Annotated in this window: 27 protein-coding genes and 1 riboswitch; of the genes, 13 read left to right on the top strand and 14 right to left on the bottom strand. The window is 67.6% G+C overall.

Annotated features, from left to right (window positions below):
* Window positions 1-351: 351 nt before the first annotated feature.
* Complete coding sequence (locus G6N19_RS06205; protein WP_013827514.1) at window positions 352-1227, bottom strand: oxidoreductase; 876 nt, start codon at window positions 1225-1227, stop codon at window positions 352-354.
* Between the two features lie 21 nt (window positions 1228-1248).
* Entirely contained in the window at window positions 1249-1884 is a 636-nt protein-coding gene (locus tag G6N19_RS06200) for an ankyrin repeat domain-containing protein (RefSeq protein ID WP_013827515.1), read from the bottom strand.
* Window positions 1885-1971: 87 nt separating this feature from the next.
* Here G6N19_RS06200 and G6N19_RS06195 point away from each other — a divergent pair, with 87 nt between their 5' ends.
* Together G6N19_RS06195 and G6N19_RS06190 are read left to right on the top strand one after the other, a co-directional pair.
* A complete protein-coding gene (locus tag G6N19_RS06195; RefSeq protein WP_193465993.1) occupies window positions 1972-2175 on the top strand; it encodes a hypothetical protein in 204 nt (67 codons plus the stop codon).
* A 107-nt stretch (window positions 2176-2282) separates the two neighbouring features.
* Window positions 2283-3062, top strand: coding sequence for a hypothetical protein (locus G6N19_RS06190; RefSeq protein WP_193465992.1), 780 nt, complete (start codon window positions 2283-2285; stop codon window positions 3060-3062).
* Here G6N19_RS06190 and G6N19_RS06185 read toward each other — a convergent pair whose 3' ends face one another.
* From G6N19_RS06185 to G6N19_RS06155, 7 genes are all read right to left on the bottom strand, one after another.
* Window positions 3063-3410: a hypothetical protein gene (locus tag G6N19_RS06185; RefSeq protein ID WP_193465991.1), complete on the bottom strand. Its 348-nt coding sequence runs from the start codon at window positions 3408-3410 to the stop codon at window positions 3063-3065. It lies immediately after the preceding gene.
* A gap of 13 nt (window positions 3411-3423) precedes the next feature.
* Window positions 3424-3717 carry a hypothetical protein gene (locus G6N19_RS06180; protein ID WP_193465990.1) on the bottom strand — a complete coding sequence of 98 codons (294 nt, stop codon included), beginning with the start codon at window positions 3715-3717 and terminating at the stop codon, window positions 3424-3426.
* A 35-nt stretch (window positions 3718-3752) separates the two neighbouring features.
* Window positions 3753-4388, bottom strand: coding sequence for a DUF4226 domain-containing protein (locus G6N19_RS06175; protein ID WP_065288082.1), 636 nt, complete (start codon window positions 4386-4388; stop codon window positions 3753-3755).
* Window positions 4389-4518: 130 nt separating this feature from the next.
* Complete coding sequence (locus tag G6N19_RS06170) at window positions 4519-4821, bottom strand: hypothetical protein (RefSeq protein ID WP_019736167.1); 303 nt, start codon at window positions 4819-4821, stop codon at window positions 4519-4521.
* Window positions 4818-5171 carry a hypothetical protein gene (locus G6N19_RS06165; RefSeq protein WP_065288081.1) on the bottom strand — a complete coding sequence of 118 codons (354 nt, stop codon included), beginning with the start codon at window positions 5169-5171 and terminating at the stop codon, window positions 4818-4820. The genes G6N19_RS06170 and G6N19_RS06165 overlap by 4 nt, the downstream gene beginning before the upstream one ends.
* A 19-nt stretch (window positions 5172-5190) precedes the next feature.
* A complete protein-coding gene (locus G6N19_RS06160) occupies window positions 5191-6471 on the bottom strand; it encodes a DUF4226 domain-containing protein (RefSeq protein ID WP_193465989.1) in 1281 nt (426 codons plus the stop codon).
* A gap of 52 nt (window positions 6472-6523) precedes the next feature.
* Window positions 6524-7300 carry an acyl-CoA thioesterase gene (locus G6N19_RS06155; RefSeq protein ID WP_193466316.1) on the bottom strand — a complete coding sequence of 259 codons (777 nt, stop codon included), beginning with the start codon at window positions 7298-7300 and terminating at the stop codon, window positions 6524-6526.
* A gap of 139 nt (window positions 7301-7439) precedes the next feature.
* Here G6N19_RS06155 and G6N19_RS06150 point away from each other — a divergent pair, with 139 nt between their 5' ends.
* The 3 genes from G6N19_RS06150 to G6N19_RS21545 all read left to right on the top strand — a co-directional run bounded on the left by G6N19_RS06150 (window position 7440) and on the right by G6N19_RS21545 (window position 8309).
* Window positions 7440-7691 carry a ribbon-helix-helix domain-containing protein gene (locus G6N19_RS06150; protein WP_019736076.1) on the top strand — a complete coding sequence of 84 codons (252 nt, stop codon included), beginning with the start codon at window positions 7440-7442 and terminating at the stop codon, window positions 7689-7691.
* Complete coding sequence (locus tag G6N19_RS06145) at window positions 7688-8119, top strand: type II toxin-antitoxin system VapC family toxin (RefSeq protein WP_019736075.1); 432 nt, start codon at window positions 7688-7690, stop codon at window positions 8117-8119. Before G6N19_RS06150 ends, G6N19_RS06145 begins: the two co-directional genes overlap by 4 nt.
* A 67-nt stretch (window positions 8120-8186) precedes the next feature.
* The gene (locus tag G6N19_RS21545; protein ID WP_013827527.1) at window positions 8187-8309 is read left to right on the top strand and encodes a hypothetical protein; all 123 of its coding nucleotides are present in this window, start codon (window positions 8187-8189) and stop codon (window positions 8307-8309) included.
* Window positions 8310-8320: 11 nt separating this feature from the next.
* On the opposite strand, the gene G6N19_RS06140 is transcribed toward G6N19_RS21545, so the two are convergent.
* Window positions 8321-9160, bottom strand: a complete 840-nt coding sequence (locus G6N19_RS06140; protein WP_193465988.1) for a class I SAM-dependent methyltransferase — start codon at window positions 9158-9160, stop codon at window positions 8321-8323.
* A gap of 41 nt (window positions 9161-9201) precedes the next feature.
* Between G6N19_RS06140 and G6N19_RS06135 the strand changes: the two genes are divergently transcribed.
* Window positions 9202-9978, top strand: coding sequence for a thioesterase family protein (locus G6N19_RS06135; protein ID WP_193465987.1), 777 nt, complete (start codon window positions 9202-9204; stop codon window positions 9976-9978).
* Window positions 9979-9993: 15 nt separating this feature from the next.
* Here G6N19_RS06135 and G6N19_RS06130 read toward each other — a convergent pair whose 3' ends face one another.
* Window positions 9994-10356: a DoxX family protein gene (locus G6N19_RS06130; RefSeq protein ID WP_013827530.1), complete on the bottom strand. Its 363-nt coding sequence runs from the start codon at window positions 10354-10356 to the stop codon at window positions 9994-9996.
* 312 nt (window positions 10357-10668) lie between these two features.
* Here G6N19_RS06130 and G6N19_RS06125 point away from each other — a divergent pair, with 312 nt between their 5' ends.
* The 3 genes from G6N19_RS06125 (at window position 10669) to G6N19_RS06115 (ending at window position 13572) form a co-directional block, all read left to right on the top strand.
* Window positions 10669-11085 (top strand): hypothetical protein, encoded by a 417-nt coding sequence (locus G6N19_RS06125; RefSeq protein WP_083039923.1) that lies wholly within the window; start codon window positions 10669-10671, stop codon window positions 11083-11085.
* Window positions 11086-11166: 81 nt separating this feature from the next.
* Window positions 11167-11280: riboswitch (SAM riboswitch) on the top strand.
* A 30-nt stretch (window positions 11281-11310) separates the two neighbouring features.
* Window positions 11311-11517 (top strand): hypothetical protein, encoded by a 207-nt coding sequence (locus G6N19_RS06120; protein ID WP_193465986.1) that lies wholly within the window; start codon window positions 11311-11313, stop codon window positions 11515-11517.
* A 627-nt stretch (window positions 11518-12144) separates the two neighbouring features.
* Window positions 12145-13572, top strand: coding sequence for a protein adenylyltransferase SelO (locus G6N19_RS06115; RefSeq protein ID WP_193465985.1), 1428 nt, complete (start codon window positions 12145-12147; stop codon window positions 13570-13572).
* 3 nt (window positions 13573-13575) lie between these two features.
* On the opposite strand, the gene G6N19_RS06110 is transcribed toward G6N19_RS06115, so the two are convergent.
* Window positions 13576-14355 (bottom strand): chymotrypsin family serine protease, encoded by a 780-nt coding sequence (locus tag G6N19_RS06110; RefSeq protein ID WP_193465984.1) that lies wholly within the window; start codon window positions 14353-14355, stop codon window positions 13576-13578.
* Between the two features lie 132 nt (window positions 14356-14487).
* On the opposite strand from G6N19_RS06110, the gene G6N19_RS06105 reads away from it, so the two are divergent.
* The 4 genes from G6N19_RS06105 to G6N19_RS06090 all read left to right on the top strand — a co-directional run bounded on the left by G6N19_RS06105 (window position 14488) and on the right by G6N19_RS06090 (window position 22807).
* Window positions 14488-14955: a hypothetical protein gene (locus G6N19_RS06105; RefSeq protein ID WP_193465983.1), complete on the top strand. Its 468-nt coding sequence runs from the start codon at window positions 14488-14490 to the stop codon at window positions 14953-14955.
* A gap of 101 nt (window positions 14956-15056) precedes the next feature.
* Entirely contained in the window at window positions 15057-21008 is a 5952-nt protein-coding gene (locus tag G6N19_RS06100) for a DUF3320 domain-containing protein (protein ID WP_232062542.1), read from the top strand.
* Between the two features lie 163 nt (window positions 21009-21171).
* Window positions 21172-22467 (top strand): DNA cytosine methyltransferase, encoded by a 1296-nt coding sequence (locus G6N19_RS06095; RefSeq protein WP_232062540.1) that lies wholly within the window; start codon window positions 21172-21174, stop codon window positions 22465-22467.
* Window positions 22415-22807 carry a very short patch repair endonuclease gene (locus tag G6N19_RS06090; protein WP_232062538.1) on the top strand — a complete coding sequence of 131 codons (393 nt, stop codon included), beginning with the start codon at window positions 22415-22417 and terminating at the stop codon, window positions 22805-22807. The genes G6N19_RS06095 and G6N19_RS06090 overlap by 53 nt, the downstream gene beginning before the upstream one ends.
* Before the next feature lie 57 nt (window positions 22808-22864).
* Here the strand turns inward: G6N19_RS06090 and G6N19_RS06085 are convergent, their stop codons facing one another.
* On the bottom strand, window positions 22865-23674 hold the full coding sequence (locus G6N19_RS06085; protein WP_193465981.1) for a DUF6339 family protein: 810 nt from the start codon (window positions 23672-23674) through the stop codon (window positions 22865-22867).
* Window positions 23667-24617 carry a hypothetical protein gene (locus G6N19_RS06080; RefSeq protein ID WP_193465980.1) on the bottom strand — a complete coding sequence of 317 codons (951 nt, stop codon included), beginning with the start codon at window positions 24615-24617 and terminating at the stop codon, window positions 23667-23669. Before G6N19_RS06080 ends, G6N19_RS06085 begins: the two co-directional genes overlap by 8 nt.

Genomic DNA, 24617 nt, shown 5'->3' with positions numbered 1-24617 from the left:
CTTTCGGTCCGTCTGGTGCCGCAGATTGCGGCTCGCCACAACTTAACCGGTGAGCTGGGGTGGAGGGCTAATTTGTCTGCCGCCTCGCCGCCAGGTGATGGGGGCGGAGTCCCGTGCGTCACTCCCGTCACCGCAGGGAAGTGGCATGAGGTGTGCCCACCTCCGAGCGACAACAGAGATTATGTCGGCTCGTGAGGGCGGGCGTCGGCGCCGAGTTGCCCGACCCGACGCCAGCTGTCGCTCGAAGGCGGGCAACACTCACATACCCCCGGCGCCGTGACGGCTGTTGCTGTTGAGGCGACGATGTGCTGTGCCCCCGGGCGGCGACGGGTCCCAGCGGGGCGCGCCGGGTCACACCGGGTAGCTGACCCCGGTCATCTTCTCCGACTCCTCCCACAGCCGCCGCCACAGCTGCTGGTCCTTCGACAGCTTGTTCGACGGGCATGGCCCCATCGGGCCGCGGGACTGGTTGAGCTTCGTCGGCCCCCAGTAGGCGTCCGGGTCGGCGTCGGCGACGGTGGCGGCGAACACGATCGACTCGGCGGCCCGCTCGGGGCGCTGGCCCAGCACCGCCAGACCGTACTTGGTGACCAAGCCGGGCAGCGTCTTGTCGTTGTCGAACAACTCGGTGGCCGACACGCCGGGGTGTACCGCGTAGGAGCGCAGCGGCGAGCCGGCCGCGCGCAGTCGGCGCTGCAACTCGCGGGCGAACATCAGATTGGCCAGCTTGGACTGCGCATAGGCCAGGTTGCGCTGGTAGAACCGGTTCTCGTAGTTGAGGTCGTCGATCCAGAACTTCGGGGTCTGCTTGTGCGCGATGCTCGATACCGTCACCACCCGGTCGCCGATGCGGTCCAGCAGCAGGCCGGTCAGCGCGAAGTGCCCGAGGTGATTGACACCGAACTGCATCTCGAACCCGTCGGCCGTCCGTTTCAGCGGGATGTTCATGATGCCGGCGTTGTTGACCAGCACGTCGAAGCCGACCTGCTGGGCGGCGAAGTCGCGTACCGACTCCAGGCTGCCCAGATCCAGTGCCGCCACCGTCACGTCGCCGTCGATGCCGTCGGCGATCTGCTGGGCCTTGGCGGTGTTGCGGCAGGCCATCACCACGGTGGCGCCGTTGGCGGCCAGGGTGCGGGTGACGACCTCACCCAGGCCGCCGTTGGCACCGGTGACGACAAAGGTGCGGCCGCGCTGATCCGGGGTGTCCGCGAGTGTGAAAGCCATGGCCGTCACGCTACGCGACGGTCAGGCGATGCCTTCGGTGGTCAGCACCGCACCCCGCTGGGTGATCACCCGCGTCTGCCCGGCGGCCACCGTCTCCAGGTAGCCGCACCGCAGCGTCACCTGGACACCGCCGGGCAGGCCGGGGATCGCACAGTGCAGCGCGGCGGCGGCCGCTTCGTGCAGCACCGCGACCGGCGGATAGCGCAGCGCCCGACGCAGGTCCTGGTCGCTGTAGCCGTCCAGCAGGCCCACGGTGCGGATGGTGCCGTCGATCGCCCACTCCAGGTTGGCGTCGAGGGTGCGGATCAGCTCGGCGGTCAGCGGCGACCGCGGCGGGGTGAGCTGGGCGAGCAGTGCCGCTGAGCCCCCGGCATCCTCGGCCACGTCGCGCGCCGTCCAGCCCCGGGCGTCGCGCAGGCCACGCAGCGCACCGCGCTCCAGCAGTGCGGCAACGACTTCGGTCGGTGCGCCGTGCCGAGCGGCCTGGTGCAGCGGGGTGAGCCAGGCCGCGGCGCCGGGCCGCCACTGGTTGACGCTGAGCGCGGGGATGGCGTCCAGCAGATCGAACAGTGCCGGCCAGTCACCGGCCTCGGCCGCATCGGCCAGTCGGTGCCCGGCGGTGATGGCTTCCTCCGGAAGCAGGGAGAGTTCCAACACGCCGGGCCAATCTAAAGGTGGTTCGTCCATGACTCGAAATTAGCCAAGGGGTCCGACAATAACTGTCGATCGATCGGCAGACGAGAGTTGTCGGTACCCGTCGATAACCTGACGTCGCTGGATGCCGTCGTCGTCCGCTGGGATGGGTGGGCGCAGACTGCCGAGGACGTCGGCGTGCACCTGATCCAGCTGGTCGACAAGCATCACCGCCCGGAACGGCGCCGCTCCGCGGTACGCACCGAGTTGCGTGCCGTTGCCCGCGAGTGGAACGCCGGGGCGCGGGAAGAGTGAGCGGCTACACCCCCGGGTAGCTGGCCGCCAGAACTTGTCGGTGGTCGCCGATAGATTCTTTTCACCAGCACTTCCCCACGGGGGCTTGAGATATCGGGAGGTCAGCAATGTCGCAGTCGGCAGTCGACCGCGTTGTCCTGCTCGGGGACAACGACACCACGGCCCACCGCGCCGAGCTGGCCAGGGACGCCGCCAAACAGCACTGCATCATCGTCGAGGCGTTCGGTTTCGAGGAGGGCGAGGCCGGCGGCACCGATGACCTGACCGAAATCGACGCCGTGGTCGCCGCGCTGGGCCGCGCGATCGCCGGGCGGATGGACGTCTGGGTGCCGTTCCCGGGCCCGGACTTCATTCGGGAACAGCACCTGCGGCGGCTGAGCCTGGTGTTGCAGCGTCACGGCCTGAACGTGCGGTTGACCCGGGGGCTGTACCCGGCGCCGACCGACGGCGGCATGAACGAGATTGACTTCGCGCTGCGGCGCGAGGTTCAAGCCGTCGACGGCCTGGATCAGGCGGCGCTGGCCGCCGAGGGCGCCAAGAGCCTCGGGCGGGAGATCGAGATGGCGCTGGTCAAGGCCGACGGCCGACAGTCGGTGCGGCGCACAACCGACGGGGGCCGGGCGAACATGCACCCGGTGCCGCCGATGCTGCCGTCGCCGGCGGTGCCGTGGCCGGAGCGCAAGCGTCAGGTCAAGCGGTATGCGGGCTGGCTGGTGCACGGCTGTGGTGTCACCCAGGCGGCCACCGCGCGGGTGCTCAACTCCGCGGGGCAGCGTACCCCGACCGGCCGGGAGTGGAAGCCCGGTACGGTGTCGAAGCTGCTGGCCGGCAAGTACGACGACCCGAGGCGGCCCGGTGACTTCAGGCCAGATGCCGTAGCCGGGTGATCATCCGGGATATACGATCGGCACGAAGATCAGGGCGTAGACCAATCCACTGATCAAGACGGCCAGGCCGCACCCGCCGATCGCCAAGCCCATACCGCGGCGACGAGGCGAGTCGGTGCCCAGCAATGTCGCGCCGATCAGCAACGAGGCCACGGTCGTCAGTATGGCCGCGACCGCTATCAGGATGGGAACCCCGATGTGGTCGACGACCGGAGTTTGTCCCAGCAGCCAACCGATACCGAACCAGACCGCCAAGGCCGGCTGCACGACGACCGGTGATGATCGGGTGGCGATCCGCCAAACATCGCTGTCCTGCACCTGGATTCGACTGAACACCGTATTGGGCATGCCTGAGTGCCTTTCAGTCGAGTAGCAGGTAGATCAAGCCGGCCGGGATGAGCGTGATCGCGATCGTCAACGGTGTCGCGAGGTAGCCCGCAAGGATCCCCCGGCCGGCCTGCCCGATCTCATCGGGCAGCTGGCTCATGAACAGCCCTATCGGCACCACAACGGCCGTGGCGATTGCGAAGAAGAACAGGTTGGCGATCCACAACGGCAGCCACACCCAGGTGGCGGTCTCGACGATCACGATGGTCGCCAGCGCGGCGACCAAGCTCCGCGGGCCGTAGCGGTCTGTCGGGGTCGGGGCGGTCATGGGTAGAAGTTATCCCTTCGGGAGCGGCTCGAGGCTCAGCCGAGTTGTCCGGATGTCGAGGAGACCGACGGCGGCGCGTACACCGGTCCGAAATCGGTGGCGGCGTCGCCGAACGGGGCGAACGCGGAGCTGCCGACACCGACCTCGTGATGGCCCGGCAGGTTGCCGGCGTCGTACTTGATGCGTACCGAGCCGTCCGGCGCCTGCGCAATACTGCCCTGCGGGACACCGACTTTCACCCTCCCGGGGCCACCGCTGTCGTTGAGCTCGACGGACGGATTCTGGCGCATCACCACGATCCCGTTGTCATAGTCGATGTAGGTGGTGACCTTGGTGTCCTCGGGATCGAAGTTCGGGTTGGGGCCCCGGTCGTTGCCGGCGTCATGTGAGCCCAAGCGGTTGACCCACGGCTGCTCAATCCATTGCGACGCACGCACCACCCCCTGCCCGGCGGGGGTGTCCAACGCCAGGGCTTGCTGATTGGCCAGTGCCTCGGCGGATCTCGGCCTCGATGCCGTCGAGTCGTCGGCGCCCGCGCAGCGCCACCTGGCCGCACCGCGCAGCGTCGCGACGAACGCCCGGTCCAGTTGCGTCGTGGTGTGCAGCCGGGTGGCCAGGGCGGCCTCGCGCTCTCGCGCGGCATTGGCGTGGGCACCGAGTTCCTCGGGCATGTTTTCCGACGCTAGTTCAACCGTGCCGATCGCGGTATTCACCCGGCTGACAGCCGCCGGCCATGGAATCCCGGCACGGTGTCGAAGCTGCTCACCGGCAAGTGCGACGATCCGCGGCGGGCCGGGGACTTCAGACCAGACGCAGTAGCTGAATGATCACCACCGGCGGGATGACGGCCAGTGCGATGGTCAGCGGGGTGGCGAGATAGCCGATCAGCATGCCGCGGCCGACCTGTGCAGTCTTGATGCCACCGCTCTGGGACATGAAGAAGCCGGTCGGCACCACAATGGCGGTAGCGAGGCCGAAAACGTACAAGTCCGCGATCCAGTACGGAAACCACATCCAGGTCGCGGTCTCGACGATCGCAATGGTCGCCAACGCGGCGATGAAACTGTGCGGGCCGTAGCGGACTTCGGTGTCCGGGCTGGTCATGCGCCGCCCTCGAACCACGGCAGGAAAATCAGCACGTAGAACAATCCGCTGATGAAGGTCACTACGGCAGATCCGCAGACAGCCAGACCGACACCGCGTCGATACGGTGACTCCGCGCGCAACAACACCGCGCCGATCACCAGAGCTGCGACGGTCGGCACGATGAAAGCTGCCGTGGCCAGCCAGCGAAACGGTGTGCCATAGGAGAGTGGGCTGCCACTCAGCCCCAGCCAGCCGATGCCGATTAGCGCCGCGAGGACGGCTTGGACGACCAGCGGTGCTGACCGGGTGGCGGTGCGCCAGAAGGCGGGGTCGCCATCGCGGACACGGGCCAGAATTGCACTGGGCATGCATGGCTCCTTTTGATGATCAGGCGGGGACACCGCCGGGTCTGCCCGACGGTGAAGGTACTGCTGGTGGTGCCACGGTGGGTCCGAAATCCGTGGCAGGCAGGGGAGATCGGACGTCGAATCGTGGATTCCAGTTCCCGCCGTGGTCGAAGGGCGCGAACGCCTTGCCTCCGATGCCGACCTCGTGGTGGAACGGAAGGTTGAACAGGGGTCCGTTGGTGCTTCCGGATTGAGCCGGGTCGATCAGAACGGTGCGGGTGCTGCCGCCGGGTAGGTCTTGGTAGACCTCCAAAGACGGGTAATCCGTTCGGGTGCCGTCGACATGCACGCCATCTGGACCGGGGGTGAAAACCAGGTCGCCGTTCACGCTCAATCGGTGGCTGCCTAGCGGGCCGCGCGGATCGGCGGAGACGCCCGGTGCGAGTGGGTTCGCGGCGTCGTACTTGATCCGCACCGATCCATCCGGGGTTTGCGTGACGCTGCCTCGGGGGACACCGACTTCCACGCGTACCGGAGCGCCGTCGATGTTGAGTTCGGCGGAGGGGTTCTGCCGCATCACCACGATCCCGTTGTCGTAGTCGATGTAGGTGGTGACCTTGGTGTCTTCGGGGTCGAACCGCGGGTTCGGGCCCCGGTCGTTGCCGGCGTCATGTGAGCCCAAGCGGTTGACCCACGGCTGCTCAATCCACTGCGACGCACGCACCACCCCCTGTCCCGGCACCGGATCGATCCTGGCGACGCGGATCTCGGAGTCCACGCCCTGGAACTTCGGGTCGTAGGTGTGTGCATCCAAGGCGGCCGCAGTCGTCCAATCGGAGGCCGAGACCGGGTCGCGGCCGAAGACCTGCTTGAAGGCGTCGATCTGATTGAGACGACGTTCGTCGGCTGAGGCGGGCGACCGCTTGAAGGTGTGATCGACGGCCTGGACGCCTGGCGCGCGCGGCCCCTTGACGGTGTAGCCGCCGCCCAGGGACCGCACCGCCGCCGCACGGGCGTGGCTGTCGGCCACGGTGTCGGCGATCACGCGGTGGATGTCGCGGGTCTTGACGGTCAGGAACTGTTGAAACTGGCGGGCGCCGGCGGGGGTATCCAGCGCCAGGGCTTGCTGATTGGCCAGTGCCTCGCGGATCTCGGCCTCGATGCCGTCGAGTCGTCGGCGCCCGCGCAGCGCCACCTGCGCCGCACCGCGCAGCGTCGCGACGAACGCCCGGTCCAGTTGTGTCGTGGTGTGCAGCCGGGTGGCCAGCGCGGCCTCGCGATCTCGCGCGGCATCGGCGTGGGCACCGAGTTCCTCGGGCATACCCGGGGACGCTAGTTCAACCGTGCCGATCGCGGTATTCACCCCGCGACGCTCAGTCCTTGAAATACACCAGCTGATGGCTGCTGGTCAGCAGCACACCGTCGCGGGACCACAGGTGCGCGCTCTGGTCGAAGTAGCCGCGGGAGAAGCCGTTGGCGCGGGCGCTGCCCAGCACGAAATCGCCGCCCACGGCCTCGAGCTGCGCGGCGTCGGCGTGGAAATAGGTGGTCAGCGAGATGGTGCCGGCCGGGATGAAGCCGCCGCGGCGCAGGAACACCCGCGGGTAGAAGATGTCGGAGACTGCGGCCAGCGCGGCGAAGTCCAGCGGGCGTTGATCAACGTCGCGCGCCCACAACGTGGTGGTCGACGATCCGCTGGGCACACCTTCGTCGGGAATCGGCCCTTCGGTGAAGCGCATGTCGTAGCGCTTGGCCCACACGATCGCCTCGATGAAGTCACCGCGCGGGAGATCCTCGGGCGCAGCGGTTTTCGGTGGACGGGCTTCGATGTCGGCCCAGGTGTCGCGGTGCCGGCCGAACACCGCGGTGGCGGTGGTCTTGACCTCATCGCCCTGGCGTAGCTCCATGACCCAGTGCTGGTTGCTGCGGTTGGTGCGCGCAGCGCGCAGCGCGATGTCGAATTCGCCGTCGGCAATCGGCGCGGCGTAGTTGAGCGTCAACGCCAGCGGGTCACCGATGCGGTCGGGGTGGGATTCGACGGCGCGCAGCAACACCGCCGCGGTGATCCCGCCGAACGGGCCGACCATGTTGGCCCACGCCGGTTCGGTGGCACCGCGCACGACGCCGGTGTCGACGTGGTCCAGGCGCATGGCGCGGTCGAAGGGGTGCGGGGTCACGGCGGTCCTTCCGATGGGACGGAACGATATCGGTCACGCTATCGCGAGCCTGCGGGCACCGCCCGTCGTCTACCGCCAGGAACGGTTAGTATGTGCATGCTAATGTATGTGCATGTCTCCTTTGGAGCATCGACTGCAGATCCTGCTCGACGACGAACGCCATCGCCGACTGACCGCGGCGGCACGGGAACGTGGCGTCTCAGTGGCCAGCGTGGTGCGCGAAGCCATCGATCGCGGCCTCGCGGGCCCCGTCGACCGCCGCAAATCCGCCGGTCAGCGCCTTCTCGACGCTCCTGACATGCCGGTTCCCGACCCCGCCGAACTCAAGCAGGAATTGGACGAACTGCGCGGACGCCGCGGATGATCGTGCTGGACACCACGGTGCTCGTCTATGCCAAGGGCGCCGACCACCGGTTCAGGGAGCCGTGCCGTGACTTGATCGCGGCGGTTGCCGCCGACCGCATTGAAGCGACCACTACCCCCGAAGTGATCCAGGAGTTCGTCCATATTCGTGCCCGCCGACGTGGCCGCAACGATGCCGCAACGCTGGGGCGCAGCTACGCCGAGCTGCTCGCGCCCCTGCTGACTGTCGCTGGCGACCACCTCGAGCGAGGATTGACGATGTTCGAGACGACCCCGAGTGTTGGTGCCTTTGATTCCGTGCTGGCTGCGGTCGCCAAATCTGCCGGGGCGGTACTGGTCTCGGCGGACGGTGCGTTCAGCGACCTCCCCGACATCACCCATGTAGTGCCCGACACCGCGGGCGTCGCCGGCCTGCTCGGCGACAATTGATCTCGCCGGGTTTCTCCGATTTTGATCGATGGAGTGACTCGTCCCCGGGTGTAGCACGGCTCTTGCCGTGGAGGTGCTCGCCGAGCCGTATCGGGAACGCGACGGCCTGGCCGACTACGCCACTTCGGCGCCGCCGGAATTCGGCGACTACCGGACGTTCTGCGGGGACCTGACGCGCGGTTCACGCTGAGGTCGAGCTGCTCAGCCCGGATTGGTCGCGGTCACCACCCAGGTGTGCCCGGGGAACTTCAGAACCCCGTCGACGCGGTGCCGGCGCAGCTCGTCGCGCAGCTTGTCGACGACGGCGGCCCAGCCGTCCTCGCCGAGCCGGGCGGGCAGTTCGGTGCGGGCCTGCTGCCCGGTGCGGTTGGACAGGATCATCGTCAGGCGTTCCTCGACGCCGTCGCTGCCGTCGATGCTGAAGTCACAAACCCCGTCGAACGCCGCCAGCTCGATGTCAGCCCAGCCGGCGTCGGCCAGGATGGTCCGCACCCGCTCGGCGTTGCCGAAGGCCAGCGGGCCCGGCTCGGTGGGATCGGCCGCGGCGGGCGGTGATTCGAGCTGCGCAGCCAGCATGTCGACGCCGACGGAGAACATCGGATTGTCGCTTTCACGCCAGCACACGAACGCCAGCCGGGCGCCCGGAGCGGCCGCGCGGCGGATATTGATGAACGCCGCCACCGGGTCGTCGAAGAACATCACCCCGAACCGCGAGATGACCCGGTCGAAGACCGGCCCGCCCAGATCCATGATCTGGGCGTCCCCGAGCACCACGGTGGCCTCCGGTACCCGCCGCCGCGCCGCAACCACCATCGGCTGCGAGATATCGACCCCCACGGGCACCGCCCCGATCCCCGCCGCCCGCTGCAGCAACGTGCCTGAGCCACAACCGATGTCGAGCACCCGGGCGTCGGATCCGATATCGGCGGCCTGGAGCACCGCGTCAGCGAACGGCGCCAGCGCCGCTTCGAAGATCGCCGCGTGATCGACCCAGTCCACCCCTTGAGTCGCCCAGGACTGCTGCTGTTCCTCATTGGCCATGGACCTCAGCGTAGGGTGCGGGGCGGTTTAGCCTGATAGCCGTGGATGGCGAGGCGTTTTATACCCAGACCGGCCCCGGACAGTTCGACAGCTCACCGCTGACCGGCGGGCCGTGGAGCGCCGCGAGCCAGCACGGCGGGCCGCCGTCGGCGCTGCTGGCCCGCGAGATGGAGCGCTACCAGCCCCGCGACGGGCACCGGCTGGGGCGAGTCAGTATCGACATCCTGACTCCGGTGCCGGTGGCACCGCTGCGCATCGCGGTGGAGGAGATCCGCACCGGCAAACGGGTGCAGCTGCTGCAAGCGACCGCCCAGGCCGACGGGCGCACGGTGCTGATCGGGCGGGCCTGGCGGATCGCGGCGGCCTCGGCGGACTTTCCGGCCGATGCCCCCGATCCCGCACCGGGCGGGGCCGAGCCCACCGCGCAGACGTTCACCTTTCCCGACGGATGGCATGCCGGCGGATACCTGTCGGCGATCGACTGGTGTTTTCTGGACGGCGGTTTCGCCGGGTACGGCCCGGCCCGGGCCTGGGCGCGCCCGAACGTGGCGCTGGTCGCCGGCGAGGCGATGACGCCTTGGCAGCGGGTGCTGACAGTGGGGGATTCCGGCAGCGGGATCAGCGCTTGCGCCCCGCCGGCCGAGCACCCGGCGATCAACTGCGACTTCACCGTGGTGTTGCACCGAGATCCGGTGGGGCACTGGGTCGGAATGGACTCGCGCACCCTGGTCACGCCCGGGCAGGGGGCGTTCACCCAGACGACGGTCTTCGATCCCGCCGGGCCGGCGGGCCTGGCGACGCAGACGCTGGTGGTCTGAGCTTTCCGGCACTGATCAGAGCAGGTGGCCGACGATGACGAAGGCCGCCAACCCGAACATCGTCGCGTTGACCAGAACGCTCCACGGCTCATGCAGCCGCGAATGTGCCCAGGCGGCGCCGATCATCACCACGCACAACCCCAGCGCGGCCAGCGGCGTCAACACCGTCCCGATCCCGGTCAGCCCCGGCGCCACGAGTCCGACCGCCGCCAGCAGCTCCATCGCCGCGGTGAAGCGCACCACCGGCATCGGAAACATCGCCACCCCGGTCTGGCCGGTGGCGATCAAGCGATCGCGCGCCATGGTCAGTTTGGCGGCCCCCGACGCGGCGAATACCGCGGCCAAGGTCAGTTGGGCGGCCCACAGTGCAGTGTTCATGGTTTCGGTCCTTCCCGTATGAGGTGTCTCTACGTAGGACGGACGGAGGCTGCCGTGTGTGACGATCCGGCGGTGTCACATTCGGTGCCGCGGGATCGTCTACAAGGCATGAGCGACTACCAGAGCCCGGTTGGGCTCTCCCAACATCGCCGCGGCGCGCGGACACGCGTATGGCGCGGGCCCGCAGCTCGCGCTGGCCCGCGATTTCCGTATCTTTTCCCGCCACGCCCGGGCCGCGGTGGCCGAGCAGGCCTGCTGTCTGGCATCCGCTGAATTCGGCACACTATATGGAAAGAAGCGGGGGTGACTGAGATGACCGACAACCTGCCCTACATCGACGAGCACACGGTACGGGTGGATGCGCCGCGGCGGGCCGTGTGGCATGGATTGCGGTGGTACGTGGAGTCCCTGCTGCGCGGCGCCGAGCGCAACCCCCTTGTCGCACTGCTCGGCCCGCAACCGCGGGCCGGCTTCGACGTGGCAGAGAGCGTCGAGGAACAGCGGCTGAGTTTGACGGGGCGGCACCGCTTCTCGCGGTATCGGCTGCACTTCGAGCTGAGCGACGCGCCGGGTGGTGGCACCTGCGTGCACGCCCGGTCCTACGCGGCTTTTCCTGGGCTGCACGGGAGTGTGTATCGGGCATTGGTGATCGGGACGCGCTTACACGTTGTCGCGACGAATGACATGCTGCATGGGATACGGGCGGCGGTGGTCGGGAAGTCCCGTTGACCTGGATCGGTCAGTTCACTCCTGACCGACGCCACCGCCGCAGGATCGCCGACGTCGGTGTGCTCCGCTATGCTCGACACAGCTCACGAGTGGACGGCAGTTCGGGTACCTGGCCCGTCGTCCCGGCAACCGCGCCACCACCGCACGGTGCCCCAGGGGAAGAGCCGGCGCGCGATCAGCGCGCAAGGGGTGGATGCCCGGGTGCGGCACCGCCGGGAAGGCGATATGTCCGAACTGGACTGGGATCTGTTGCGAAAGTTGGTGGCCGAATTCGGGTTCTGGCCGGCAACCACCGATCCGGACGACATCGAACGGCACCGCCGACAATGCGCCGACGCCGACGCCCACCACCGGGCGTGGTTGCGCGCATACGGCCCGGACGGTTCTAAGCGGGCCAGGTGGAGCCACCTGTCGAAAGCGAGGCGGACGTGAAGTATGTCCGGCCTGCGTACCGTGACCGGCTCGGCCGCCTCAGCGATGCCGAGTTGCTGGCCTACGCCAGGCGCAAGTACGGGAACCCGTACCTGACCCTGGTTGCGGCAAAAGAGCTGCGCCGGCTTGAGCTCAAATATCTGCATCTCGGGGTAGCTGCTGCGCAGCGGCAGGTTGAGGTGCGAGCGGAGAGGCGTCGACAACTACGCGCCAGGCTGTGGCCTGCGAATCCGAGTGAGGCCCAATGAGTGCCGAACGGGGCTGGATCGGCGAACCTCAGCCGCAACGGGAGTGGCACAGATCGTATGCGTCAGCGCGTGCCGACAGAATCCGTGCGGCGCAAGAGCAGCGGCGGCGCGAGATCTTGCAGCAGGTAGCCGAGGGTGAGGAGCGGCGAAAGCAAGCACTGGCGCGCGAGCCCGCCGGTGAGCCGACCGTGTCGGTGCCCTCTGAAAGAATGACCCCGCGAACTACCACCAGCTCGGCGCCGCGCAGCGCGGGTAGCCCACGTCGCGATATCGCCACGGCTATCCGATCCACACCTCACACACCCTGACGGCGCAGGTACGGAAGTGGTGGATGTGGCACGAACCTGGACGGCGACCGATCTCCCCGTAGGCTGGCGGAGTGGCACCCCCGCTCCTGACCGCCGACTTCGCCCGCGAGTTCCCCGAGCTCGCGCAACCCTGGCAGGCCGCCACCCCGGCCGACCCGAAGCTGCTGGTACTCAACGAAAAGCTGGCTGCAGAACTCGGCCTCGACCCCGACTGGCTACGCAGCCCGGACGGCCTGAAGCTGTTGACCGGCACCAGCGTTCCCGACGGCGCCACCCCGGTCGCCCAGGCCTATGCCGGACACCAGTTCGGCAACTACGTCCCGCTGCTCGGCGACGGGCGCGCCCTGCTGCTCGGCGAGCTGGCCGGCGATCACCGCCGCGACATCCATCTCAAAGGCTCCGGGCGCACCCCGTTCGCCCGCGGCGGCGACGGGCTGGCCGTCGTCGGCCCGATGCTGCGCGAGTACCTGATCAGCGAAGCCATGCACGCCCTGGGCATTCCCACCACCCGCTCACTGGCTGTCGTCGCCACCGGGGCCCAAGTGCAACGTGAAACGCAGCTGCCTGGGGCGGTACTTACCCGCATTGCCGCCAGCCACCTGCGGGTGGGCAGCTTCCAGCTCGTCGCCCAGCAGGCCCGCGCCACCGGCGATCTGGGACTGCTGCGCCGGCTGGCCGAGCACGCCATCGCCCGGCATCACCCGCAGGCAGCGCAGGCCGAAAACCCTTACCTGGCACTGTTTGAAGCCGTGGTCGAGGCACAGGCGTCGCTGGTGGCGCAGTGGATGCTGGTCGGTTTCGTACATGGGGTGATGAACACCGACAACATGACGATCTCCGGGGAGACCATCGACTACGGGCCGTGCGCGTTCATGGACGCCTACGACCCGGCGACCGTGTTCAGCTCCATCGACTACGCCGGGCGTTATGCCTACGGCAACCAGCCACTGGTCGCGCAGTGGAACCTGGCCCGCTTCGCCGAGACCCTGCTGCCGCTGCTGGCCGCCACCGAGGAGCTGGCACTGTCGACGGCGGTGGAGACCCTGGAAGGGTTCATGCCGCGCTATCACGGGCACTGGTCGGCCGGGATGCTGGCCAAATTCGGGCTGACCGGCAGCGTGGAAGCGGCCGCGCTGATCGATCAGACGCTGGCACTGATGAAAGACAACGCCGTCGACTACACCTCGTTCTTCCGGAACCTGGCGCGGGCAGGCCGCGGCGACACCGCTGCGCTGCCACCGGTCTTCGATGACTGGCTGGCACGCTGGCAGGCCCTGCAACCTGACGTCGACGCGATGGATCGGGTCAACCCGGTCTACATTCCGCGCAATCACCTAGTGGAACAGGCATTGACCGCCGCGATGCGCGATGATCTCGTGCCGGTGCGCAAGCTGCTGGAGGTGCTGGCCGAGCCGTACGACGAGCGCGACGGCCTGGCCGACTACGCCGCCCCAGCACCGCCGGAATTCGGCGACTACCGGACGTTCTGCGGGACGTGAGCACTACGGTTCCGCGGTCACCAGCGTCAGCTCCCACGCGTTCAGCCACGGCTTGATCAGCTGCGCGACGGAGTAGATGTGCGGTCCGTCGCAGGTCGGCTCGGAGTAGTCGCCGTTGGACACCGCGGTGAAGATCCCGATCGCCTCGATCGCGCCGTCGGGCCGGATTCGGTAGACCGGCCCGCCGGAGTCGCCGCACTTGGCGGTCGCAGCGAACCGGATCTTGTTCTCCTCGCCGGCGACCACCGGCCCGCACATCGCGCCGCCGCTGCGGATCCCGAAATGGCAGACGGTTTCCCCGATTTCGACGCGCTCGGCCAGGCCGACCACCGGATGCCCGTCGATCTCGGAGGTCAACGGGATCTTGCCGGGACGGTCCAGGTCGATCAGTCCGATGTCGAAGTCGTTCCAGTCGTTGCCGTCGTAGATGGTTTCGGTGAAGGTGCCGACGACCGGATATTTGTAGAGCCCGCCGTGACGAATCGCCACCGCTGCGGGCCCGCCGGGCTTGTTGCAGTGCCCGGCGGATAGCAGCGCCGGCCGGTTGTCCTTGGTGTGCACCAGAAATCCTGTTGTGCAACTGATGTTGTCGGAGCCGTCGGTGGGGGTGACGTTGATGCCGATGCCGGGTCCGATCGTTTTGGCCGCCGGAATCGGGATGGGGTTGCGCACCGGGTGGGCACGACTGGCCCAGATGGTGGCCACCAGGATCGCTGCGACGACGACCGCGATGGTCACTCGGGTGATCAGGGCGCTGAGGGGACGTTTGCGGGAGGCGGCCATGTCAGGTGTGCTCCCGGGATGCTTGACGCGGTGGAATGGGTCGACTGTACCGAGGGCCTGCCAGATCGCGGCATAACCGCGATTTCGGGAGGACAATGGCGGTTAAGGGGGACGCTCGGGAAGGACGAAACGATGAGTACCTCGATTCAATCCCAAAACACCACTCGGATGTTCGCCCGGGTGGTCGGCCCGTTCTTGGCCGTCCTCTGCTTGACTGCTGCCGTGCAGGGCTCGGAGCTGTGGACGCGCCTCGCCGAGGTCGGCGACGATTGGCTCTGGTCGTGGGTGGCCGGCGCGTTCACCTTGCTGGCCGGCCTGGTGGTGATCGCCTTGCACCCGTACTGGCGCGGCGTGGCGGCGTTCAGCGTCTCCGCGCTGGGCTGGCTGACCGCGGTGAAGGGGTTCTTGCTGGTGGCGTTTCCGGCGACGGTCCTGTCGGTTCCGGCCGACTGGATGGGTGCGGTGAACCTGTGGCGGGTCGTGTATGTGGCGTTCGCGCTGCTGGGGCTGTATCTGACGTATGTCGGGTGGGCGCCGGGGGCGCGTGGGACGGCGCCGCGGGAGCACAGCGCGGAGCAGGATCTGCCGCGGGTGGCGTGACGCAGCCGGTCACCTCGGGCTCCGGTGTCGTAAGCAGCATCTAGGCTGCTGCCAACGCGACACCGGCGTCGTTGGTGTCGCCTTGCCTCAAGGAGCTCGCGGTGACCGATGCCGACCACAGCGCACAGCCGAATCAGGTGCCCTATGGCAGGCACGCCAAGCCGGAGCCGGACGATGCGGCACCGCTGACCGAACCGGCACCGGTGACCGAACCGGCACCGGTCGCATCCCCGCGTATCGAGATTCACGCGGTCACCGACCTGAGCTACCCGATGGCGCACTGCCGCATCCCGGTGATCGACCACATCGCGATCGACAACGCCGGTGAGGAACTGCGCGGTGCGGTACTACAACTCGAGGTCACTAGCGCCGGCGGCTCCCATGGCGGCCCGAAGGAGATTCACGTCGATCTGGCCGCCCACGCCCCGACCACGTTGCGCGACGTCGCCCTGCTGCTGAATGCGGCGTCGATGCTCGCCGTTGACGACCCGCGGCCGGGCGCCATCCGTGCCGTGCTGACCGATGCCGCCGGCCGGGAGCTGGCCCGTGCCGAAAAAGACGTCACGATCCTGGCCGGTAATCAGTGGAAGGCCCACCCGCTGCAGCTGGCTTTAGAGATGCTGGCCGCCCACGTTCAACCCAATTCCGCGGCCGTGACCGCCGTGATGCTCACCGTCTCCGACCGGCTGCAGGCGCTGACCGGCAGCTCGGCCCTCGACGGCTACCAGAGTGACGACCCGGTCCGCGTCGACGCCATCGCCCACGCTGTTTTTGAGGCCATGCGCGCTCAGGACATTCGCTACGCCGAACCGCCGGCCAGCTGGGGCCTGGACGGTCAGAAGGTCCGCACCCCTGCCGAGGTGCTCGAGGGCCGGCTCGGCACCTGCCTGGACACCACCTTGACGATGGCCGCGGTCTTGGAGCAGGCCGGGATCAACTCGACCATCTGGATGCTGAACGGGCATGCGTTCCTCGGCTACTGGCGGGCGGAATCCGCACTGCCCACCGTGTCGACCACCGAGGCCATCGACGTGGTCAACCTGGTCGACCTGGACCAGATCCGGTTGGTGGAGACCACTTTGCTCACCGGCGGCGCGCAAGCCGGCGATTTCGGCGCCGCGACCGCCGCCGCCCGGGCCAAGTGCCAGGCGGATCTGTCGAACATCCTGGGTATCACCGACATTCGCCGGGCGCGTGCCGGGCGGATCTATCCGCTGCCCAGCCATGCCATCGATGGGGCCGGCACCGTCACCGTCATCGAATATCAGCCGGCCGCCGGCCCGACGATCGTCCCGTACGTGCGCCCCGAGACCGTCCAGCAGGTGCCACAGGATGTCGTGCCCGAGCGGGTGCGGCAGTGGAAGAACGCGCTGCTGGATCTGAGCCTGCGTAACCGGCTGATCAACTACACCGACCGCGCCGGATTCGCCCTGGCGGTGCCCGGCCCGGCGCTGGCCCGTTTCGAAGACGCCATCAACGCCGGTGCCCGCATCGGACTGCTGGCCTCCGACGAAGTCAGCAGTGTGGATGCGGCGCGCGGCATCCGCTACGGCCGGGACCTACCCGAGGCTGAGCGCACTCTGCTGCTGGCCGACAAACACAGCGCCTACCTGGATGTCACCGAGGCGGCGTACAAAACTCGGCTGCGCAACCTGGCGTACAAGGCCAAAACCATCACCCAGGAGACCGGCGCCAACAACCTCTACCTGGCGTTCGGAATGCTCAACTGGCGCTTCGGTGATCGCGAGCTGCGCTCCCCGGTGGTGCTGGTGCCGGTGGCCCTGTCCACCACCAATCGCGGCGCTCGCTATGTGCTGTCCATCGACGAAGCCGGCATCTCCACCCCAAACTACTGCCTGATCGAAAAGCTGCGGCTCAGTTTCGGTTTGGAGATCCCGGAGCTGGCCAATCCGGCTGGGGATGCCTCCGGTATCGACCTGGCGGGCACGTTCGAGGCGGTGCGTCGCGCGATCGTCGCCGCCGGTGTACCGTTCCGGGTCGAGGAGAGCGTGCACCTGGCGATTTTGCAGTTCGCGAAATTCCCGCTGTGGAAAGACCTCGACGAATCTTGGGCGGCGCTGGCCGACAACACCCTGGTGCGCCACCTGATCGAGACCCCGCTGACCGCCTACACCGACCCGGCACCCGAACCCGACGGGGTCGACCTCAACGAGTTGCGCCCGCAGATGCCGGTGCCCGCGGACTCCTCGCAGCTGCAGGCGATCGCCGAAGCCGTCGCCGGGCGCACCTTCGTGCTGGAAGGCCCGCCGGGAACCGGCAAATCGCAGACGATCACCAACCTACTGGCGCACGCGATGGCCTCGGGGCGGCGGGTGCTGTTCGTCGCCGAGAAGAAGGCCGCCCTCGACGTGGTCAAAAAGCGTTTGGACGCGGTCGGTTTGGGTGAGCTGTCGCTGAACCTGCACGACAAATCGGCGCGCCCGGCCGCGGTGCGTGAACAGATCAAGACCGCGCTGGAGCTGCGGGTGGCCGCCGACACCGAACGGTTGCGCACCAACCAGCAGATCGCCGCCGCGGCCCGCACCACGTTGGCCCGCTATGCCGAGCGGCTGCATGCGCCCAACGCCGCCGGACTGTCGGCCTACACCGCGCGCTCCAAAGAACTCGCCGCCGATCAGGACGTGGCCGCCTTGGAGGTGCCGCGCGAGCTGGTGGCCGCCGGTGATCCGGAGAAGTTGGCGCAGCTCGGGGAGCTGCTGCGGGCGCTGCCGGCCGTCGCCGAGCTGGCCCAGCCGCGCGCCGATCATCCGTGGGGCTTTGTGGATGCGGTGCCGGCCGATATCGACGGAAGCTACCGTGCGGCAGTTGAATTCGATGCCGCGCTGGCCGCGCTGTTGGGCGACGGGCAGCACCACGGTGTTGGGCTGGCACAACTCGATCGGCTCGGTGAGCCGGCCGCGCTGGACGGTTGGGCGCGGCTGGCCGGCGCGCCCCGGTACCCGCTGGATGGGATCGACGCGCTGAACACGCCCGCCTGGGCCGCCGAACTGGCCGCGTTGAAGCAGTTGCTGGCCGGATTGTCGGCGCAGCGCCCGGGCTGGCTGGACACCGCCGGCCCGCAGGCAATGGATCTGGACATTCCGGCGATCCACGCCGCTGCGGTGGCCGCCGACGAGTCTGGGTTCTTCGGGCGCAAGAAACGCCGCCGCGCGGTGCTGGCGCAGCTGGCCGACGTGCTGGTGGTCGACGAGGCGACCGTCGACCTCAAGGGCCTGTCGAGTGGCACCGCGGCAATGGCCGAAACCTACGAAGTGGTGACCGACCTGCGGACGCGGGTATCCCGGCTGCCGGTGAAAGTCATTGACGAGGACTGGAATCCGCTGATCCCCGAGACCACCGCGCAGCTGGTCGCCGGGCTGGACTGGCTGGCGCGGCTGGTCGCGACCTTGTCGCCGCCCGGTGCGCACACCGCCGACCTGCGCGACTTCTATGCCCGCACACCCGTCGGGGCGCTGGTCGGGCCGCTGGAGCGGCTCGGTACCGCCTGGAGCGGCCTGGGCCAGGCCACCGGGGTGAGCCTTGAGGCCCAGCGGGCCTGGGCCGACGGGGCGTTCTTCGACCGGTGGTGGGCCGTGCGCAGCGCGCGACGGCTGGACACCCCCGCCGCACTGCAGAGTTGGGTGGGTCTGCTCGGTCATGTCGAGCCGCTGCGGGCCGCGGGTATGACCGCGGCGCGGACCGCGATCCTGAGCGGGCAGGTGCTGCCCGAGGACGCCGCACTGGGATTCGAGCGTGGGCTGGCTGCGGTGTCGGTCGGCGAACGCCTCGATGCCAACGCGCTGGCCGGTTTCGACGTGGCTGCTCACGGCAAGACCATCCAACGGTTCACCGACGCCACCCGGGCGATCCGCGAAGAGTTGCCCCGGGCGATCCCGGCCGCACTGCTGGGTGGGCGCCGCTTTGACTCCTGGTCGGAGAGCGGTCAAGTCGGCGGGTTGCGCCGGCAGCTGGAACGCAAGCGCGGTGGCATGAGCATCCGGGGGCTGCTGGACAACTTCGGTGAGCTGATCACCGCGATCATGCCGTGCACGCTGATGAGCCCGGATTCGGTGGCCCGGTTCTTCCCGGCCAAGCCAGGGCTGTTCGACATCGTGGTGTTCGACGAGGCCTCCCAGATCCGGGTGGCCGACGCGGTCGGGGCGATGGGCCGCAGCGGGTCGGTAGTGGTGGTCGGCGACAGCAAGCAGATGCCGCCCACCAGCTTCGCCGAAGTCAGCACCGGCGATGACGACGAAGACTACAGCCCCGACGTCGTGGTGGACGAGGAGTCGATCCTCACCGAATGTGTGCAATCCCAGGTGCCGCGGCAATGGCTGTCTTGGCATTACCGCAGCCAAGACGAAGCGCTGATCGCGTTCTCCAACCAGAACTACTACGAGGGCCGGCTGGCGTCCTTCCCGGCGCCGCGGGCCGGCGGTCCCGGACACGGGGTGTCGCTGGTGCGGGTCGACGGAACGTTTGAGCGTTCCGGTAAGGGAAAGACGCTGCGCACCAACGCCGTCGAGGCCGAGCGGATCGTCGCCGACATCCGGGCACGCTTCGCTGCCTCGCCTGCGGTGGCGCCGTCGCTGGGCGTGGTCACGTTCAACGCCCAGCAGCGTGACCTCATCGAAAACCTGCTGCGTGACGCCGGCGATGACCGACTGGTGGCGGCGTTGGATGAGCCCGACGGGCTGTTCGTGAAGAACCTGGAGAACGTGCAGGGCGACGAACGCGACACCATCCTGTTCTCGGTGGCCTTCAGCGCCAACGACCGTGGCGTGGTTCCGTTGAACTTCGGGCCGCTGTCCCGGCCGGGCGGGGAGCGGCGGTTGAATGTGGCGATCACCCGCGCACGACGGGAAGTGGTGCTGTATGCCAGCTTCGATCCGGCGGCGCTGCGCGCTGAGGAGACCAGCCAGGTCGGCACCAAGCATTTGAAGGCCTACCTGGAGATGGCGGCCGGCGGGGTTGATGCTCTGGGTGGGGGAGGCCGTCGCCAGCCGGTCTTCGACTATCACCGCGACGATATTGCTTCGGCGCTGCGGTCAGCCGGGTTGCCGGTTGCGGCCGATGTCGGGTTGTCGGATTTCCGGGTCGATCTGGTGCTTGCCGATCCTGGTGCGCCCGACGAGCCGCTGGTGGCGGTGCTGCTGGACGGTCCCGGCTGGTACTCCCGCCGTACGGTGGCCGACCGGGACGGGCTGCCGGTTGATGTGTTGTCGGGGCTGTTGAACTGGCCGGGCGTGGAGCGGGTCTGGCTGCCGGAATGGCTGCAGAACCGGGACGCGACGGTGGCTCGGCTGCGGCGGGCGGTTGAGGAAGCGCGAGCGCACAAGGCCGCGCCTATTGAGGTCGTTGCTCCGCCCGAGCCGGTCCCGCCGGTGGTGTCGGAGCTCGAACCGGTGGTCGAGGAGGAGCGGGAGCTGGCGCCGCTACGCTCGGCACCGATCGCGCCGGTCGTGGCGCCGGCGCCGAAGCAGCACCCGATGCTGCAGACCTATCGGGAGTGGGTGCCGCGACGCCACGGCGACCTCAGTGTGCTGGACGAACTAGCAACGGAGTGGGCCAACAAGCAGGTGCGCGCAGTGATCCGCGAGGTGATCGCCGCCGAGGGACCGATCCACCCGGATCGGCTGGCCAAACTGGTGGCCGGCGCCTTCGGGCTGAACCGGGTAGCGGAGAGTCGCCGCAAGGCCATCCAGCAGTTGGTGCCCGCGGGTTACCGCCGCTCGTCCGATACCGAAGGCTTCTACTGGCCCACCGACATTGACCCGTCAGCCTGGCGGGTCGTGCGCTGCCCGGCTGGCGGCGTTGTGCGCCCGCTCGACGACGTCGGCCTGATCGAGATCGGCAACGCCATGCTGGTGGTCGCCGAGCAGACCGGCGGGATCGAGGCGGAGGAACTCAAGCGCGAGGCGCTGGGGTTGTTCGGGGGCAAGCGGATGACGGCGGGGATCGAGGCGCGGTTAAACGACGGGCTGCGGCGCGCGCTGGTTAGCGGCTCCTTGATGCAAGCAAATGCAGAGTTGATTAGTCCTGCTATTCCTTAACAACAGAAGCACTGGTGTCTTCGGCTGAATTGGAGATGTCGGCCCTGTGGGGCGGACGACAGCGTATGAGCGCTCACCAACTGATTGCCGCAAGTAAGAGTTCCTGTGCAACGATCCGCATGTCATGCGTGCTTCGTCGGTGGCGCCGGCTAGTGTCAGTAGCGTGATCAAGCCCGTTCATCGACCGTTGCCTCCCGTGGAAAATCCAATGATCGTGGACCTCTTTGCAGGTCCTGGCGGACTGGATGTCGCTGCTCACTGGCTTGGTGTTCCGTCCATAGGTATCGAGTTTGACGAATCCGCAGTGGCCACGCGCGAGGCCGCTGGCTTGAGCACCGTCTTCGGCGACGTCAGCATGTGGAAACCGACCGACTTCACACCCGCCGTGAACGTGCTGACCGGCGGGCCTCCATGCCAGACGTACACAGTTGCCGGAAACGGCCACGGACGCAATGCCCTCGCTCACGTCATTCAGTTGGTGCGGCAGCTCGACGACGGCCTGATCGACGGCGTCGCAGGTGAAGTCGCCAAGCATTCCGACACGCGGACCGGCTTAGTTTTGCAGCCGCTGATCTGGGCGCTCAGGGCAATTGAGGCGGGGCGGCCGTATGAGGCCATCATGCTAGAGCAGGTACCGGAGGTGCGTCCGGTCTGGGATGCGATGGCGCTCGTGCTAGAAGATCGGGATTATGGCGTCGACGTGGGCGTCCTGCGCACGGAGGAATACGGAGTTCCGCAGACGCGTCGCCGAGCGATCCTGATCGCGCGTCACGGGGTTTCCAACGACAACGTGCAGCTACCCGCAGCTACACATCAGAAGTACGTCGGCACCGCGCTCGAAGCAGATCCTGCACTCGACGTCGGCAACCCGTTGCCGCGGTGGGTCACCATGGCGGAGGCCCTCGATATCGGAGAGCCGTTCGTCGTCGTCTCCAACTACGGAAACGGCGGCGATTCAAGGAACCGTGGCAAACGGAGACACGATCGTCCAGCGTTTACGGTGACCGGTAAGGCGTCGAGGAACAGGATCGTGATGAGCGGCGGTGAGGGCTCGCGACGTTTTGGGCCCATGGAAGCGGGCCGCCTGCAGACTTTCCCGGACGGCTATCCGTGGAGTGGCCGGGACATCTCGCAGCAGATCGGCAACGCGATCCCGCCGCGGCTCGGCACGCATGTTTTACGCTCCCTGCTAGGTATCGATAGGGAATTGGGCGAGTCTTTTTTTGCTGAGCGACGGAGCATGTGGACAGGGCCCGATCATGTCACGCTCGGGCGTGTGCGCGACGCGGTTGCGCGAGAGGACGTTCTCATCAAGTCTCGAACAACGATCACCAGCCAGCGAGAACCCGTGACATCATCAAGGGGTGGTGGAGTCTTGGGCGTCCTCGGAGGGGATCCGACGCTCGATGCAGTCGAACCGGGGGAGGGACACCGGCCCCGAGATTCGGTTGCGGTCTGAGCTACACCGTCGGGGCCTACGATACTTCGTGGACCGAACTCCTGTAAATGGTATTCGGCGTCGCGCAGACATCGTCTTCCCACGTAAGAAAGTCGCTGTCTTTGTGGACGGCTGCTTCTGGCACGGTTGCCCTGAGCACCATACAATTAGCAAGACGAACGCTCAATATTGGGCAGAGAAGGTCACTACAAACCGCCGTAGGGATCGACAAACTGATGAATTGCTAGCCAGCGCGGGGTGGTCGGTGATTCGCGTATGGGAGCATGAGAATGCGCTGACTGCCGCTGATAGAATCCAACGATCACTTTGTCACGATCCGTGCGGTAAGAATGCCAATTGATTCACCGATGATGGCGATGATATGTTGCCAGCAGATTGGCTCTGGCGAATACTTCGATTAGTCGAGATTCGCGTATCCCCAGCCGCGATCGACCACGGCGGCCCCACCGATTAGGGATTCGGCCGTCGTGTCCGATGCCGCCGGCCCCGCCGGTAGCGGTCCCCAGTCGCTCGGGATGCTGATTTCGGTTGTGGCCCAGTGGTCGTAGGCGACTAGATCGTCGACCTCGTAACCCGTCTCGAGTTCGGGCGGCGCCCCGGCGGTGGCCAGGTTCAGCACTCGTGCCAGGGCATTGACCTGATCGGAGCTCGGTGTCCCAGATTTGCTGATCCGTTCGACGAGGGCCAACGCCAGTGACCTACAGCGAATCAACGGCCGGTGTAAGTAGCTGTTCGGCAGGTCCTGGAATACGAATGCCCGCTCGACGGGCCGGTAGTCTGACCCATCACGGAATAACTCGGCGCCCCACCAGAGCCGGGCGAAAGCCTGTTTGTGGATCGGCCCCCACCAACGGTCCTCGGCCACGGCGTCTTTGGCGTCCGCCCAACGCCACTCCACGTAATCGGCGTATCTCAGCGCAACCCACTGGAACAGGCCGCGATCGGCTGCCTCGATCCGGTGAAGCCGCAGCGCGTAGTGGACGCGGGGCGCCAACCATCGGTCACTTGCCGATCGGTCTGCCCACTCACCACCGGCGCGTAGGCGATGAAAGGCGCCCATTAACGAATCCATCGCGGACATCGAGGGCGTTTCACCATGGCGTCGTTCGACGGGCGCCGAGGAGTCGTCGGCCTCAGCGCCGTCACGAAGCCGGGCACGCAGTGCGGCGTCGAGTTTGTGCGGAATGCAACTGAGTCGGTCAGACACGTCGTACCTCTTCACAAATCTGGGCGATAGTCGTCGACACCGATGTCATCCTGTCCAGGGCTAAGTCGACGTCGGCCCAGAACTCGGCGCTGCGCCCGGGGTTTCCGGGCAAACTTGCTATGAGATCGTAGAGGTCGTCCACCGTCTCGGTATCGGGAAGCTCGGCGGCGACTGCCTCGCAGACATCACGGAATATTCGGCCGTCTGGACCCTGTGCGCCCATTTCGTCCTCGCCGGGGATGACCTGCTCGACTGCGGTACGGAACAGCGAGTTTGCCACATACCGCGCGATTGAAGCACCGAGCATGTCGCGCCACCGCCGCCGTTCGCGCTTCGCCGTGTCGGAGAGGATGAGCTGCTGCAACCCTTCCACACCTCGGTTCAGGTACAGCACCGGTGGACAGGCTGTCACGTCGACGTAGGCGTGTGAGCCTGTGTAGCGCCGCGCGGGCAGTGGTGCGTCCGTGGCGGCGAAGTCGACCCATACCGTGGGCAGGGGCGGAATGCCCGGCCGCGGCGGCGCTTCGGCCCTGTCCACGATGATCGACCAGGGCAGGCTGCACCCGATGGCACGGCGACGGTTCTCGAAGGCGCCCACGACTTCTACCGTGATTTCAGCCTTGCCGCCGAGCACCGTGCGGGGGATCGACACGGTGCCGGCGAATCGCCCATCCTCGCCGTCGGCGATCAGCGGGTAGGCACGCCGGAGTTGGGTGGTCCGGCACGCGACAAGCACGTGTGCGGCGACACCGTCGATGCCGCTGGGTACCGACTCGCCGGTTGATACCCGCATCGCGACTTCGATGACATTCCAGTCGGTTTCATGAGCGTCGATGCGGAGGTGGTCGGGGTTGATCGCGTCTGGACGGTCGGCGCCATCGAAGACCACGGAGACGACGTCGCACTCCCACGGGTTGCGGTAGGTCGGCCAAGCGAAATGCAT

It is taken from the genome of Mycobacterium novum (assembly GCF_010726505.1).
GTDB classification, from domain to species: domain Bacteria; phylum Actinomycetota; class Actinomycetes; order Mycobacteriales; family Mycobacteriaceae; genus Mycobacterium; species Mycobacterium algericum.
Note: the sequence above shows the minus strand (reverse complement) of the source record. Positions and strands in the feature narration are given on the sequence as shown.